The 15,458-nt window shown below is 35.3% G+C and carries 15 protein-coding genes and 1 tRNA gene; 14 read left to right on the forward strand and 2 right to left on the reverse strand.

The window, feature by feature from the left end:
• Positions 1-218: 218 nt before the first annotated feature.
• The 11 genes from CQ046_RS04955 (at position 219) to CQ046_RS05005 (ending at position 11,358) form a co-directional block, all read left to right on the forward strand.
• The gene (locus CQ046_RS04955; RefSeq protein WP_105701201.1) at positions 219-1,082 is read left to right on the forward strand and encodes a MotA/TolQ/ExbB proton channel family protein; all 864 of its coding nucleotides are present in this window, start codon (positions 219-221) and stop codon (positions 1,080-1,082) included.
• Positions 1,083-1,143: 61 nt separating this feature from the next.
• The gene (locus tag CQ046_RS04960; protein ID WP_105701202.1) at positions 1,144-1,752 is read left to right on the forward strand and encodes an ExbD/TolR family protein; all 609 of its coding nucleotides are present in this window, start codon (positions 1,144-1,146) and stop codon (positions 1,750-1,752) included.
• A gap of 11 nt (positions 1,753-1,763) precedes the next feature.
• Entirely contained in the window at positions 1,764-2,330 is a 567-nt protein-coding gene (locus CQ046_RS04965; protein WP_105701203.1) for a biopolymer transporter ExbD, read from the forward strand.
• A gap of 28 nt (positions 2,331-2,358) precedes the next feature.
• The gene (locus tag CQ046_RS04970; RefSeq protein WP_105701204.1) at positions 2,359-3,198 is read left to right on the forward strand and encodes an energy transducer TonB; all 840 of its coding nucleotides are present in this window, start codon (positions 2,359-2,361) and stop codon (positions 3,196-3,198) included.
• A 78-nt stretch (positions 3,199-3,276) separates the two neighbouring features.
• On the forward strand, positions 3,277-3,471 hold the full coding sequence (locus CQ046_RS04975; protein WP_105701205.1) for a DUF308 domain-containing protein: 195 nt from the start codon (positions 3,277-3,279) through the stop codon (positions 3,469-3,471).
• Positions 3,461-4,333 (forward strand): PstS family phosphate ABC transporter substrate-binding protein, encoded by an 873-nt coding sequence (locus CQ046_RS04980; RefSeq protein ID WP_105701206.1) that lies wholly within the window; start codon positions 3,461-3,463, stop codon positions 4,331-4,333. Before CQ046_RS04975 ends, CQ046_RS04980 begins: the two co-directional genes overlap by 11 nt.
• Positions 4,334-4,424: 91 nt before the next feature.
• Positions 4,425-6,077 carry a tetratricopeptide repeat protein gene (locus CQ046_RS04985; protein WP_105701207.1) on the forward strand — a complete coding sequence of 551 codons (1,653 nt, stop codon included), beginning with the start codon at positions 4,425-4,427 and terminating at the stop codon, positions 6,075-6,077.
• Between the two features lie 81 nt (positions 6,078-6,158).
• Positions 6,159-6,878 carry a bacillithiol biosynthesis deacetylase BshB1 gene (bshB1, locus tag CQ046_RS04990; RefSeq protein WP_105701208.1) on the forward strand — a complete coding sequence of 240 codons (720 nt, stop codon included), beginning with the start codon at positions 6,159-6,161 and terminating at the stop codon, positions 6,876-6,878.
• Between the two features lie 35 nt (positions 6,879-6,913).
• Positions 6,914-6,989, forward strand: a tRNA-His gene (locus CQ046_RS04995).
• Positions 6,990-7,141: 152 nt separating this feature from the next.
• On the forward strand, positions 7,142-8,812 hold the full coding sequence (locus tag CQ046_RS05000; RefSeq protein ID WP_105701209.1) for a right-handed parallel beta-helix repeat-containing protein: 1,671 nt from the start codon (positions 7,142-7,144) through the stop codon (positions 8,810-8,812).
• Positions 8,813-9,027: 215 nt separating this feature from the next.
• Complete coding sequence (locus tag CQ046_RS05005; RefSeq protein ID WP_123906570.1) at positions 9,028-11,358, forward strand: FG-GAP repeat domain-containing protein; 2,331 nt, start codon at positions 9,028-9,030, stop codon at positions 11,356-11,358.
• A gap of 110 nt (positions 11,359-11,468) precedes the next feature.
• Here the strand turns inward: CQ046_RS05005 and CQ046_RS05010 are convergent, their stop codons facing one another.
• Together CQ046_RS05010 and CQ046_RS05015 are read right to left on the reverse strand one after the other, a co-directional pair.
• Positions 11,469-11,804, reverse strand: a complete 336-nt coding sequence (locus CQ046_RS05010; protein ID WP_027375472.1) for a DUF3276 family protein — start codon at positions 11,802-11,804, stop codon at positions 11,469-11,471.
• Positions 11,805-11,903: 99 nt separating this feature from the next.
• Positions 11,904-13,565, reverse strand: coding sequence for an ABC transporter ATP-binding protein (locus CQ046_RS05015; protein ID WP_105701211.1), 1,662 nt, complete (start codon positions 13,563-13,565; stop codon positions 11,904-11,906).
• Between the two features lie 91 nt (positions 13,566-13,656).
• Here CQ046_RS05015 and CQ046_RS05020 point away from each other — a divergent pair, with 91 nt between their 5' ends.
• The 3 genes from CQ046_RS05020 to yajC are packed head-to-tail and all read left to right on the forward strand — an operon-like array spanning position 13,657 to position 15,443.
• The gene (locus CQ046_RS05020) at positions 13,657-14,562 is read left to right on the forward strand and encodes a transcription antitermination protein NusB (RefSeq protein ID WP_105701212.1); all 906 of its coding nucleotides are present in this window, start codon (positions 13,657-13,659) and stop codon (positions 14,560-14,562) included.
• A 1-nt stretch (position 14,563) separates the two neighbouring features.
• Positions 14,564-15,070, forward strand: a complete 507-nt coding sequence (locus CQ046_RS05025) for a DUF1573 domain-containing protein (protein ID WP_105701213.1) — start codon at positions 14,564-14,566, stop codon at positions 15,068-15,070.
• A 10-nt stretch (positions 15,071-15,080) separates the two neighbouring features.
• A complete protein-coding gene (gene yajC, locus CQ046_RS05030) occupies positions 15,081-15,443 on the forward strand; it encodes a preprotein translocase subunit YajC (RefSeq protein ID WP_105701214.1) in 363 nt (120 codons plus the stop codon).
• Positions 15,444-15,458: the final 15 nt, after the last annotated feature.

Genomic DNA, 15,458 nt, shown 5'->3' on the forward strand with positions numbered 1-15,458 from the left:
TAAAAAAAATGGGGGTCTTATTTTTTTGATTTTTTAACTGAAATGTTAAATTTGGAAAAAATAAATAAAATAATTTAAAATAATTATTATTTCGAAATCGTATTAAAATTTCTTTATCAAAAAAAAGCAAAATGTTTAATTAAGACTCTTGCATTTTAATTAATTTTGCCTTTAATTTACACCCTGTAAAATTTTAAAACAATATAATTTAGTTAAATATGGAAATGAATGTTTCAAAAAATGATGAGCAAGTAGTTGCTAGAAAGGCAGGAGGTTTAAATCCAGCTGTTATTATTCCTATTCTATTTGCTATAGGAGTATGTATTTATTTATTCGTTCTTGGGAGCCCAGGAAACTTTAAAGATGCAGATAAACTAGGAAGTGGTTCTGTAGCTTTTTCAAGTGTTGAAGGAAAAGACATTCACCCAGAATCGTTTTTAGGTATTATCTACAAAGGAGGGGTTATCGTACCAATCTTGATTACTTTCATGATTACTGTAATCGTTTTCTCTTTTGAAAGATATTTCGTTCTTGGTAAAGCTGCTGGAAAAGGAAACTTAGACAACTTCGTTGTACAAGTAAGAAGCTTACTAAACCAAAACAAAATTGACGAAGCTATCGAAGAGTGTGACAGACAACAAGGTTCTGTAGGTAACGTAGTGAAGGAAGGTCTTACTACTTACAAAGCACTTTCTCACGATAACACATTAAATAAGGAGCAGAAAATGGTAGCACTTAACAAAGCTATCGAAGAAGCTACAACTCTTGAGATGCCAATGCTTGAGAAAAACATGATGATCCTTTCTACTTTAGGTACTGTTGCAACGCTAATCGCACTACTTGGAACGGTAATCGGGATGATCAAGGCATTCTTCGCATTAGGTTCAGGAGGTGGTACTCCAGATGCTGCTGCTCTATCTACTGGTATCTCTGAAGCCTTGATCAACACGGCATTAGGTATTGGTACTTCAGCAATCGCTATTATCCTTTATAACTTCTTTACATCTAAAATTGATGGATTAACTTACAAGATCGATGAGATCTCTATGAGTATCCAACAATCTTTCGCTGAATTCAACTAAGAATTAGCAAGATATTTGCATTAGCAATTAAAAGAAGTTTAATTAAAAATATTTTATAATAATGGCGAGAGTCAAACCTAAAAGACATGGAGTCGTAACGGACATGACCGCAATGTGTGACGTTGCGTTCCTACTTCTTACGTTCTTTATCTTGACCACTCAGTTTAAAAAACCTGACGTGGAGCAGATCAAACCGCCATCTTCAATTTCGGAAAAATTGCTTCCTGATGCTAGTTTAATGACTATCAACGCTACTCCGGACGGAAAATTCTATTTCCAGCCGGTAGAAAATGCATCAGAAAGACTTGCTCTTTTGGATAAAATGGGACAAAAGTATGGAATTACTTTTGACAACAACCAAAAAGCAGCTTTCCAGAAAGTTCAGGCAATTGGAGTTCCAATGAACCAACTTAAAGGTTACTTGGACTTGCCTGCAGATGAGCAGAAAAATTATAAGAGTCCTTCAGGAATTCCTATGGACAGTACAAATAAGCAATTAATTGATTGGGTAAAAGAAAGTTTAAGCGTTAATCCTGACTACAAGTTAGCTATTAAAGGTGACGTTACAACACAATACCCTAAAGTGAAAAGCCTATTTGAGGGTTTAAGAGATATTGATTTTCTTAAATTTTGGTTGATTACATCACAAGAAGGTAAACCTAACGAATAATATCGATAGAAATGGCAGAAGTACAAGTACAAGAAAAAGGCGGCAAGGGCGGCAAGGTCCGTTCCAAGAAGCAGAACACCAGAGTCGATATGACTCCGATGGTGGACTTGGGTTTTCTATTGATTACCTTCTTTATGTTCACAACTACATTTAGTAAACCGAATGTTATGGATTTGGGTCTTCCGGCTAAACCGAAAGATGAAACAAAAAAACCACCTCCAACAGAAATTAAACTTTCAAACTCAATTTCTATCTTATTAGGAAAAAACAATAGAGTTTTTTGGCACCAACAAGATGCTACATCATTGAATGACCAAACTCTCATGGAAACTACTCTTGATAGAGAAGGTATTAGAAAAGTAATTCAGCAGGCAAAATCTAGAGCTGCAGATCAAACGAAATTTACCGTGATCATCAAGCCAACTGACGATGCTATATATAAGAACTTTGTTGATATTCTTGATGAAATGGCAATTACCAAAAGTGAGCAGTACGGAGTTACTGATATCAAACCTTGGGAAAAAGCTATTTATGAGAAGAAAGTAGGAGGTGCTGCTGCACCAGCTGCTACAAAGTAATTTAACCATAAAATTGTATATCTAATCTATGGCAGATGAAAATGTATACGGTCAGAATCTTACTTTAGACGAGATCGTATTTGAAAATAGAAACAAGGAATATGGTGCCTATGATCTTAGACATCAGTATCCGAGACTTTTAACAAAGTCTTTTATCATTGGAACAGCATTATTCCTTTTGGCGGCTTTGTCTCCGTTCATCTATCTTACGATTAAAAATCTTACAGCTCCACCTAAGCAAGAAGTAAAGGCAGATCTAGTAGATATTATCGAAGAAGAACCGATTATCGAGCAGCCTAAAGAAGAAGAACCACCACCGCCACCTCCTCCAAAAGAGGAAGAGAAAATTGAGGTGATTCAGAACGTGGTTCCAGAGCCTGTAAAAGCTCCGAAAATTGAAACACCACCGCCGCCGATTTCTAAGCAGTTGGAAACTACAACTGGTTTACAGAATCAGGAGGGGGTAAAGGCTCCGGCTTATACGCCACCGCCACCACCACCATCTACAGGTACTAAAGCTAGTACTGTGGAAGTAAAAGCGAATAACCCGAACGAGATCTATAAAGATGTTGACCAGTCTGCAGAATATCCTGGAGGTATGGGAGCATTAAGAAAGTTCTTGGGAGATAACTTCGATACTTCTCTAATGGAAGGAGGTGAAGGAACGCTTAAAGCTAAGCTTAAGTTTGTTGTAGAAAAAGACGGAACAGTTTCTGCAGTTACTATTGAAGAGAAATCTCCAAATGGCGACTTCAACAATGAAGCTATACGTGTAGTTAAGAAACTTAAAAAATGGACTCCTGCGAAGAGAAACGGGGAGAGCGTTAGATCTTACTATAGTGTTCCATTTACTATGAACTTTGAATAAGACTTATTTATTCGAAATATAAATAAAAAGAGAAGCATATGCTTCTCTTTTTATTTTTTTTGGTATTTTTGTTACATGATGTTCAATTGGTTATCCCTGGTTACGGGATTGTTTTATATCGTTTTAGGAATTGTAGTGATTGTCTACAAATTCTTCTTTACTACTTTAGAACCTGCAATTGCCTATGCATTAGGTGTAGTGCTGATTATTTATGGTATTTTTAGAATTTACAGGGCGATCTCAAGAATTAAAAAATCGAGAAATGAAGAATAGTTTTAAGCTTGTAGCAATTTTTGTTTTAAGCATAATGCTTGCAAGCTGCAAAAAGGAGAAAAACGCTCCTTCCTATCACAAAGGTGAACTTACAATTTTTACTGACGAATCCTTTCAAAGCGTCACAGAAGCATTAGCTGATGGCTATATGATCAATTACCCTGACACCCACATCAAAGTAGAAACAAAGAAAGAAGACTTAGGACTTCTTGATCTTCTGAAAGGAAGTGCAAAAGCAGTGGTAATGTCCAGAAATCTTACTCCTGAAGAAATAAAAACATACGAGGAAAGAACTGATCTGAAGTTCCTTCCCTCTAAATTTGCTGCGGATGCAGTGGTTTTTGTAGTTCCTAAAGATTCTCCAAAAGAAAGTATTTCAATGGAAGAAATCAATGCCGGCTTGATGTCTGATAAAAAAGAATTTATTTTTGATGGAACTAACTCAAGTAATCTGAATTTTGTCGCTGAAAAATTTAAAAAACAGCCAAAAGACCTTCAATTTTCCATTATTCCGGGAAATCAGAAGATTATAGAGGAATTAGGAAAATATCCTAATAAAATAGGTGTTGTGGGGCTCAATACTTTTAGCCGTCCTTATGATAAAACTTCGGAGAAATTGAGAGAAATGGTTAAAGTTCTTCCTGTAGTAAATAAAGGAAAATTGTATAATGCGGATTTCGAAGGACTTCGTACCATGGAATATCCATTTACAAGAGTACTTTATTTCCTGATTAACGAAGGCAATTTTAATATTGCCAATGGATTTATAAGATTTTCATGTACCCATTTAGGCCAAAAAATTGTGCAAAAAGAAGGACTGCAACCTTATAATATTTATAAGAGAGAAGTGCAGATGCGTTAAAAAATATTAAATTCGCAATTTATCCTTATTAAAAATTTTGATTTGGTCTGAAAATTGTGTAGAATAAAACTCAATTATTAGAAAATATAAAATGAAAGATATAATGAATATGAATGTAAAGAAGATTGCTTTTGGAGCAGCCGTGGTATTTTTTACCGGTTTTGCCTCTGCACAAACACTGCAGGATGGTATCAACAGTATAGACAGTGATAAATTTGCTCAGGCAAAAACGAATTTCACTGAAATGATCGCTAAAGAGCCTACAGCTGACAACTACTTCTATTTGGGAAATACTTTCTTAAGACAAGGAGAGCCAGATTATGCTAAAGCAACTGAAAGTTTCAACAAAGGATTAGCTGCTGATGCAAAAAGCTATCTTAACAAAATCGGTTTAGCTGCTGTTAAATTAGGTAAAGGCGATAAAAATGCTGTATCCGAAATTCAGAAAGTAGTAACTGATTCAAGAGAAAAAGATGCTGAAGTTCTGTTCAGAGCTGCAGAAGCTTTAACTTTATTCGAAAAGAACAGTTCACCTGATCTTGCTATCCAGTTTTTGACCAAAGCTATTGAGAAAGCTGAGAAAAAAGGTGTTCCTGCACATTACTATTATACATTAGGAGATGCTTACAGACTAAAAAGAATGCCGGGAGAGGCTATGTCTGCTTATGATAAAGCATTACCTACTGCTAAAAATAAAGCTTCCGTTTATACAAGAATGGCAACTTTATGGATGGCGGCACAACAGTGGCAGCAAGCCAAGCAAAACATTGATAAAGCTATTGGTGTAGATGCTACTTATGCTCCTGCATATAAAGCATTGGCTGGTTATGATATCAGATATCAACAGAATGCAAAAGCAACTCAAGACCTTATCAACTATACAAAATATGCTGATGAGGATCCGTATACTCAATTAGAAATTGCAAAATTATACTTCACCAACGAAGATTATGCAAACTCTAAAACTGTTTTAGATAAAATCTTTGACAAAATAGATGACCCTATCAAGTTCAAATTAAGAGCTTACCAGGCATATGCAGATAAAAACTATGCAGATGCTAAGCAAAATATGGATACATTTGTTTCTCAAGCTGAGAAAACAAGAGTACAACCTGCTGACCAAGGTTTACAGGGACTTATTGCTGCAGGTTTAGCAAAAGATGAAAAGGACGCTGCTAAGAAAACAGCTTTAATGACAGAAGCTCAGCAAAAAGTTGGTATTGCTAAAGCGGCTAAAGATGAAACCATGAAGTGGGATCTTGAATTAGCTAACATCGCTGGGGGTGGTGGTGTATCTCAGTCAGACGTTGACAAAGGACCTACTAACCCTGCTATTGAAGCATTAAAACAAAAAGTTGCGGCTAATAACCAGGATTCTGATTCATTATTTAAGCTAGCTACAGCTTACCAGGATGTTAAAAACTGGAACGGAGCAATTGCTACATGGCAAAAAATGTCTGCTCTACTTCCAGACTGGGCTCCTGCTTATTACAGTCAGGGGTATTCTTACCAGCAGGCAGGAAACAATGATGCAGCAAAAATGGCTTATGAGAAATTCATCAGTACAGTAAAACCTGCTGATCAGGAAGCAAACAAGCAAACTCTTGCTTATGCTTATTTTGCCGTAGCATATATGAGCAAAGACTCTGATGCTGCTAAGGCAAAAGATTATGTAGCAAAATCTCTACAGTTGGATCCTACTTACCAGGATGCTGTAAAATTAAATGCAGAGATCAATAAGTAATTTAAAAATTAAATTATAGATATTAAAACTTCCCATTCGTAATGTTTGGGAAGTTTTTATTTTAAACTTATCTTTGATTTTATGAAAACTGATATACTTGCTTTTGGAGCACATCCTGATGATGTAGAATTGGGGTGTGGAGGAACTATTGCTAAAATGGTTTCAGAGGGTAAAAAATGTGTGGTTGTAGATCTTACAAGAGGAGAGCTCGGAACAAGAGGTACAGATGAAACCAGAAAAGCTGAAGCTGCAGACGCAGCTAAAATTTTAGGACTCTCCGCAAGAGAAAACCTGGGAATGAAAGATGGCTTTCTTGTCAATTCCGAAGAATACCAATTGAGGATTGTAAAAATGATTCGCAAATACCGCCCGGAAATTGTCTTGGCTAATGCTATTGATGATAGACATCCAGACCATGCAAAAGGAGCGAAATTAGTGTCGGATGCGTGCTTTTTGTCCGGACTGAGAAAAATTGAAACTGTACTGGAGGGAGAAACTCAGGAAGTGTGGAGGCCGAAGCATATTTTTCATTATATTCAGTGGAAAGATATCAAACCAGAATTTGTTATTGATATTTCTGAACATCTTACTACAAAATTGGACGCTTGCATGGCTTATAAAACTCAGTTTTATGATCCAACTTCTAAAGAACCCGAAACTCCAATTACCACAAAAGACTTTTATGAGAGCTTAACCTACCGAGCGCAGGATTTAGGGCGATTATCGGGAGTTACTTACGCTGAGGGCTTTACGTCTGAAAAGTTAATTTCTTTGAAAAATTTTGATGGAATTGTTTGGTAGTTGAGGAAAATGTCCTATATTTGCACTCACAAAACGGTGATTGTAGCTCAGTTGGTTAGAGCGTCGGATTGTGGTTCCGAAGGTCGGGGGTTCGAGACCCCTCATTCACCCTAAATTAACACATTTTCGTAAGAAAATGTGTTTTTTGTTTTTATACCAAAAGCGAACAGATTAAATTCTTATGCCACTTTTTGGTGTGTTAATTTTCTTTATAATGACTTTTAAAAGTATATTTGCACGATCATTATCAACATAATCGGGGAATGAAAAATATATACTTTTTACTTTTTTTACTTAATTCTATTCTAATTTCTTCTACGGTAAGGTATGTAAATGCTAATTCCCATACTGGCATGGCTCCTTACACTTCTTGGGCTACAGCAAGTAATGATTTGCAGGCGGTAATAAATGCGAGCCAGCTTGGAGATGAAGTCTGGGTAGCCAGCGGAACTTATACTCCAGCAAGAGATCCTTTCGGAAACACTTCTCCTTCAGATAGTCGAGATAAAACATTTTATCTGAAAGATGGCATTTCTGTGTATGGTGGTTTCAGTGGAACAGAAGCATCACTAACTGACCGAAACATAAGCAGTAATATAACACTCCTGAGTGGTGACTTAGGTGTTTTAGGAACAGTCAATGATAATTGCTATCATGTTGTGCTGTTTTCTGGAAACAGTACCAGTGCAATTGGTGTAAAATTAGATGGATTTTCTATTGCCGATGGTTTTGCAATGGGTACTGTCAATAACAATGTAAACGGAAATGTTGCTTCGAGACTTGCAGGCCCGGCAATCTATTTTATTAATGGAGATAATATTATTTCCAATAATAAAATTTATATGAACATTGGTTATTCAGGCGGAGGGATCTATACTTCAACTGGCAATAATATTATTTCTGACAATGAAATCTATAATAATAAAGCGCATTATGATGGAGGAGGTGTAAGTGTCTTTAAGGGAACAAATACTATTACCAATAACTATATTCATGATAATACTGCTACTGGTGATGGAGGAGGTATATATGCCGTTTTGGGGGTAGATAATGTGATCAGTAAAAATGTAATCGGTAAAAATAAAGGAGGTATCAATCAGATTGATACTTATTACTACGGAGGTGGTGGAATTTACACTGAAAAAGGTTCAAATCTCATTACGAACAATGTGCTTTACGAAAATACTTCAAACTACATGGGTGGTGGGATTTTTCTGTACTATGGAAAGAATAAAGTAATCAACAATACCATTTACAAAAACACAGGAACCAGAGGTGGCGGCTTTTTTACGTATTTAGGAAATAATTTTGTGAAAAATAATATATTTTGGGGCAATATTAATGGAACGGATAGCCAGCCTGGAGCAGATTATAAAAATCATAATGACTGGCCGGCTGAGAATTATTTCTACAACAATATATTTCAATTACCCGCCGGCCTTTATACCTCGGCAAACCAAAATTCTTTGTATGGCTATCCTGATAATATATTCCAGACTAATCCTAATTTTAAAGATGCAGCCAGTGTTTTTGGTGCAGATGGTATTTTAAGAACTTCGGATGATGGATTATCATTACAATCAAATAGTGTTGCCATCAATTACGGGCAATTGACAGATGCACCAGCAGATGATATAACGGGAATAGCTCGTATGGGAAATCCTGATGTTGGAGCCTATGAATTGATGGGAAATTTGAGTAGTAAAGAATTAAAAATTAATCAGACTAGAATTTATCCTAATCCGGCCAAAGATGTTTTGAATATAGAAACCCATGATACAATTTTGAAGATAGAAGTCTTTACTATATCCGGGCAACTTATTAAAAATACAAAAGAATCGAAGATAGATATTTCAGCATTTCTACCTCGAACATATATTCTCAATATAGTGACGGAAAATAAAACCATTACAGAGAAATTTATTAAGAAATAATGTATTGGTAAATCTTACCCAATTTTTTAGCCTTTCAAATGTTGAAAGGCTTTATTTTTTCTTTTCACCTGAGTATAATTCTTTCTTTAGGCTACAAAAATGTTTCTAAAAGTTCTTAAATAAATTCTATGATTGGTGATTAAAACTTTTATATTTGTTTAACCAGAATCGTGAGAAAAAATCTCATTAAAACTATCTTAATCAAAGCTATTAACATGAAAAAACTCTTTACAATTCTTATTGCCTTTTTTGCAATAAAATCCTATTCCCAATCAGGTTCCCAATCTTATTATAAACGTCTGTTTGATACCAGAGGTCTTGACCAATGGGATGGTAATTCAACAAGCCAGGATCAACTTGAGTTTGCCTGGGGTGTACCTGCTCATATGGAAGCACTGGTTTTAATGTATGAAAAAACACTTGAAAAGAAGTATGCAGAAACTTTAATTAAGTGCATCGGAAATACTATTGACAGAAGAGATGACCTGAGAAATCCGACACTGGGATATCCGATAATTTATGATTACCGCCATGTTTCTGGGGCTGCCTGGTCTACTAATCATTACAATGCATCAACGGATACAACAGGTTTACCTTATTCTCATTTGGTGCATAGTGCTAATATTACCTATCCTATGGCTAAGTTTGCCGCAATAGTTAAAAATAATACTGCTATTCAAAATTTAACATATGATTCACCAACAGGTCGTTATGCAGGTCAAAGCTATATTACAATTGCTAATGACCTTATCCAGAAAATAAAAGAAACACTTGCTTATCATGCAGACCAGTGGTATACAGAACCAGGATCTGCTACTATAGGGTATTATAAAGAACGAAATGATAATAATCCGCCAATAGCTTATCCAGGTGTAATTTTGCCATTCAATATGCAAAGTTCAGTAGGAAGAGTGCTGGTACAGATGTATAGAGCAACGAGTGACAACAATTATCTTACCCAGCTCAATAAAATTGCTAATTTTATAAAATCAAATACCCAGCTTAATCCTACTTTGGGTTCAAATGTCTGGACCTATTGGAAACACGATGACTTACGTGAAGATATTTCTCATGCTGATTTGACAGCAGCCTTCCCTTATGAATGTAATAAGTATGGTATTTCAATCAATGGAAACCTTATTTATACCACTGCAGATATCAATGCCTATACTAAAACATTGACTAAAGATATTTATATCTCTCCCTTACATATAAAAAATGGGGTTAATTATAATGGTGAGAATTGGAATATCAAGTATAATGTTAATACCTCTGATCCTACTGTAACTCCTCGATATGGAACTTATACAGCTTATCTATGGCTATATTTATCGCAATATGATGATAAGACGCTATATCAAATAGTTTCAGATTTGCAGGCTGCCAAAAATTATTATAGTAACATAACGGTATTTGATTCTTCTATCACATGGGCGCTTTTATCAAATTTTGAAAACTTAGTTGTACCTGTCAATACAGATCATGAGTATGGAGAAGATTCTGATTGGAGAGGTATTGCAAACGGTAATTTTGATGGAGATAGCGACGAAGAATTTGTGGTAATAAGAAATTTTGATGGATTGATGCAGGCTTTAGAACCATATGACAGAGGTTTTCGCCAGGTGGCTACCAGTAAAGTATATGGTGGCTCCAATAACTGGAAAGGGTTAGCTGCAGGTGATTTCTTTGGGGATAATAAAAGTGAGATCATAGCTTTAAATGATCATACAGATGCCGCCCAAAACGGTATTTATGTTTTGAAAATTGAAAATGGCAGCATCGTGGAACATACAAAATATACCGGATGGGGAGCTCAGTCAGAATGGGTAGGTGTTGCTGCAGGAAATTTCATCAGCGGTGGAAAAGATGATGTTATCACAGTAAGAAATTTTAATAAAGAAGCTAGAGTGAGTAAATTTGTTGGAACAGATATGCAATCAGTGTATTTAAATACACTTAATCTGCCTGCAAGTTCTAAAATCAAAGCAGTGGCATCAGGTGATCTTGATAAAGATGGTAAAGATGAATTAGTACTGCTTGTAGATGCTGATGATAGTAATGCTATATACAATGGTATCCATGTTTATCGTGTAAGCGATAGTGGTGTTCTCACAAAAATTACTGAATTTACAAACTGGGGCTCAGCTTCGGATTGGAAAGGTTTGGCTGTTGGTGACATTGATGCGGATGGTGCTGCTGAAATTATTGCCCACAGGAACTTTGACGGAGACTATAAATTATTTAAACTGAATGGAAATATCTTATCAGGTATTACTGCTGAAAAGTTTCCGGTTCTGCAAACCAAAAATAATGTAATGTGTTTCGGAAATTTTGATCCAAGTACAAAGAATGAAGAATTGGCTACTCTTAGAAAAGATGGAGGTATTGTAATGTTTTCTTCAGCGAATGTTACAAACAGTGTTATTAACTTGAATAACAGAACTGCCGATCCTTGTAGAAATGAGCTGCCAGATGTCTTATTCAGTTTCCTGAAGTCACCCTCTTTACATAAAGAAGAATCTAAAGAAATAGTATCTGTAAAATAAGAAATTATAATATTCAATAGAAACGGGCTTTAGCCCGTTTTTTTATGTTTTGATTGTAAGGCATAAAAAAAGCATCTTTTTCAGATGCTTGTGTTTTTAAATATTCTTTTTTAAACTTCGTCGTCAGAATCAATAGTGAAAGATCTGCTCTTAAAGTCTTTGTCATGTTTTTCTGAAATTACATCCTCACCCTTTTCATTAATGATGAAATCTGTGGACTCATTAAACATCTCCTGGAAACTCTTAAAATCTTCCTTGTAAAGGTAAATTTTATGCTTCTCGAATGTAGCTTCCCCATTCTCTCCGAAATTTTTCTTACTCTCAGTAATTGTAAGATAATAATCTCCTGCTTTCGTCTCGCGCACATCAAAGAAATAAGTTCTTCTCCCTGCTTTTAACACCTTAGTGAAAATTTCATTTTCATGGCGTTCCTTGTATTCACTCATTGTTAGATATTTTTTAATCTTGTTAAGAACAAATATAAAAGAATTCTTTTAATCACAAAATTTTTTTTATGATTTATTTAACAATTGAGAACGAAATGGCTAAGCAGTTACAGAATTGGTAATTTCCGTAAGGTTGAGAATTTGATCCGCTTTTTGAGCGCTAGACTCTCTGTGTGTGATGATTATGGAAGTAGAATTGCTGATTTTTTTATCAATATTTTCCAGAATATTTTGCTCTGTTTCGGTGTCTAAAGCAGACAAAGAATCGTCAAAAATGATGATATTTGGGTCTTTAATTAAGGCTCTTGCGATACATATTCTTTGCTTTTGCCCCCCCGAAAGCATTACCCCGCGTTCACCAACAAGTGTTTTATATTGCTCTTTAAACTCAACAATATTTTTATGAACATCTGCTATATTTGCATATTCTATTACTTTCTCATGTGATGGATGATCAATGGCAAAACCAATGTTATTTTCTATAGAATCTGAGAATAAATAGCTCTCCTGAGGAATATACCCAATAAAGTCTCTGTAGTTATTCAGGTTATGATCTTTAAGGTTTTTACCGTCAATTAAAATCTCCCCTTCCGTAGGATCTATTAATCGGCACAACAGCAGGGCAATTGTTGATTTTCCACTTCCGGTTTTACCCATAATGGCTAAAGATTCTCCGGCTTTTACTTTAAAACTTAAATTATCCAGTGCTTTGATTCCGGTATTCGGATATACATAAGAAACATTTCTGAATTCAATATCTCCTTTGATAGGATAGTTTTCAAAATTAGTATTAATGATCTCAGACTTTTTATCCATGAATTCATTGATCCTCTGCATAGAAGCTTCAGCTCTCTGGTTCACAGAAGTTACCCATCCTACCATAGAAAAAGGGAAAATCAGAGTATTGATATACATGAAGAAATCAGCAATTTTACCAATACTTAATTCTCCTGCAATATATTTGGTACCTCCGATCCAGATGATCGCTACATTCAGTAACCCGATGACAAAAAGAATGATCGTAAAGAAATAAGCTTCTGTCTTGGCCAGATCCAAAGCTTTGTTCTGATAATCTGTTACTTTAATACCGTAATTTTTTTCTATATATTTTTCTCTTGCGAAAAATTTTACCACACGGATTCCCGAAAAGCTATCCTGAACAAAAGTTGAAATGGCAGACTGGCTTTTCTGCATGATTTTCGACTTTTTATTGATGATGGAGCTTACCTTATAAATAGCAAAAGACAAAATAGGAAGCGGAAGAAGCGTCCACATTGTCATGGAAGCATCCGTTTTCACCATATAAATAGCTGTGATTACTACAAGAACAATAAGGTTAGCCACATACATAACACCTGGACCAAGATACATTCTTACGGCAACAACATCTTCACTCAATCTGTTCATTAAATCCCCAATAGTTGTCTGCTTATAATCCGTTAAAGATAAATCCTGATAATGTCTGTAGATTTTATTCTTAAGTTCATATTCTATTCTTCTGGAGGCAACAATGATGGTCTGTCTCATCATGAAGGTGAAAATTCCGGTCAGAAGAGAACATCCTACAATAATTCCAACATAGATCAGAACCTGATTGTTAAAGCCAAGGTTTCCACTTTTTGTAAGTTCATCCACAGATTTTCCTACAAACTGTACTTTATATATATTGAAGAAATTACTGGCAATGATAAATAGTACCCCCCAAAACAACAGTATTTTGTGTTTCCAAAAATAGGGGTTTAAGGTTTTAAGCGCTTTCATATAGTTGCACAAAATTACAAAAATGTCATCACACTACGAATTTCATCAATTTTAAATTTTGTATCTTTGCAGCCATAAAAAAGCTCTTTGAATGTTAGGAAGACGACAAATCCGTGAAAAAGTAGTACAGACAGTGTATTCTTACTACCAAAATCCTGTAAAATTTGATGTTTTAGAGAAAAACATGTTTGCCGGGATAGAGAAAATCTATTATCTATACATCTATCAGCTCAACTTTTTGGTGGGTTTGAAAGATTTGGCAGAAAATCAGATCGAAATTGGTAAGAATAAATATCTTAAAACTGATGCTGATATTAATCCTAACCAAAAATTCATCAACAATCAAGTCTTGCTTAAACTGGAAGAAAACCCTGAAAGATTATTCTTTACAGGTCAGCACAAGCAATTGAAATGGGATATGCATGATGACTTATTGGTAAAGACTTTCCAGAGAATTACGGCTGGAAAACGGTATCAGGATTTCATGAAAGAAGAAGGATACTCTTTTGAAGAAGATCAAAAATTTATCGGTAAATTATTCTTAAGATATATTGCTGAAAATGAAGATTTTCATGATTACTTAGGAGATAAGGAACTTTCATGGTATGATGATATCCACATCGCCAATTCAATGGTACAAAAAACGATCGGTTTCCTGAGAGAAGATGAAGAAAGCAGAACTTTGATCAAAATGATTAAAGATGAAGAAGATAAAACATTCGCTGCAAAATTGTTGAGAGATACCCTGAACAACTGGGAAAACAATGAAAAGAAACTGGAAGAAAGACTGGAAAACTGGGATCTGGAAAGAGTTTCTCTAATGGATAAAGTAATTCTGTCTACAGCAATTGCAGAGCTTGATAACTTTGCTTTCACGCCTTCAAGAGTAATCATTAACGAATATATTGAAATTGCAAAAGTATTTGCGACAGACCGTTCCAATATCTTCATCAATGGTATTTTAGATAAATATTGTAAAGATCAAAATAGAATATAAAATGAAAAAGACGTTATCAATTATCGCCTTGTCTATTATAGGCTTTGGGTTAGTTTCATGTAAAAAAGAAAACACAGAAACTCAAAGTACTGAAACTGCAACTACTGATTCTGCAGCTGTTGCGGCTCCGGTAACTACTGGTTCTACTGCAGTACCTGGAACTGGTGAAACACCTGCTCCGGTTTCTAACGAACCATCTACTTCTGTTGCTTTATCTGAAAACAGCTTCGATTTTGGAAAAATCAAAAAGGGAGATAAAGTACAGCACGTATACGAAATTACCAATACCGGGAAAAATCCATTGATCATTTCTGAAGTGAAGCCTGGATGCGGATGTACAGCTCCTGATTTTACAAAAGAGCCAATCATGCCTGGTAAAAAAGGAAAAGTTACGTTGCACTTTGATTCTTCAAGCTTTGACGGAAACGTTCAGAAGTATGCAGATGTTTTTGCAAACGTAGAGAAAGCTCCAATCAGATTAACGTTCACAGCGAACATTCAACCATAATACTTAAAATATGTTGACACTATTTTTACAGGCAGCAGGTGGATCTTCACCTATGATGCTAATCATGATGGGGGTAATGTTTGTAGGATTTTATTTCCTGATGATCAGACCTCAGATGAAAAAACAAAAGCAGGAGAAAAACTTTCAGGAGAACCTTAAAGTAGGAACCAGAGTAGTTCTTACATCTGGTCTTCACGGAAGAATTGCTCAGGTTCAGGATGACGGTTTTGTGATCGAAACATTATCAGGAAAACTAAAGTTTGAAAAAGCAGCGGTTTCCAGAGAAATGACAGAATCACGTTTTGGAGATAAAGCAAAAACTGCTGATAAGGCAGACGACAAAAAAGAAACAGCAACTGAAGAAAAGAAATAATTCAGTCTGAAAAAT

Origin of the sequence: Chryseobacterium sp. MYb7 (genome assembly GCF_002979455.1) — a bacterium.
In the GTDB taxonomy this organism is placed as follows: Bacteria; Bacteroidota; Bacteroidia; order Flavobacteriales; family Weeksellaceae; genus Chryseobacterium.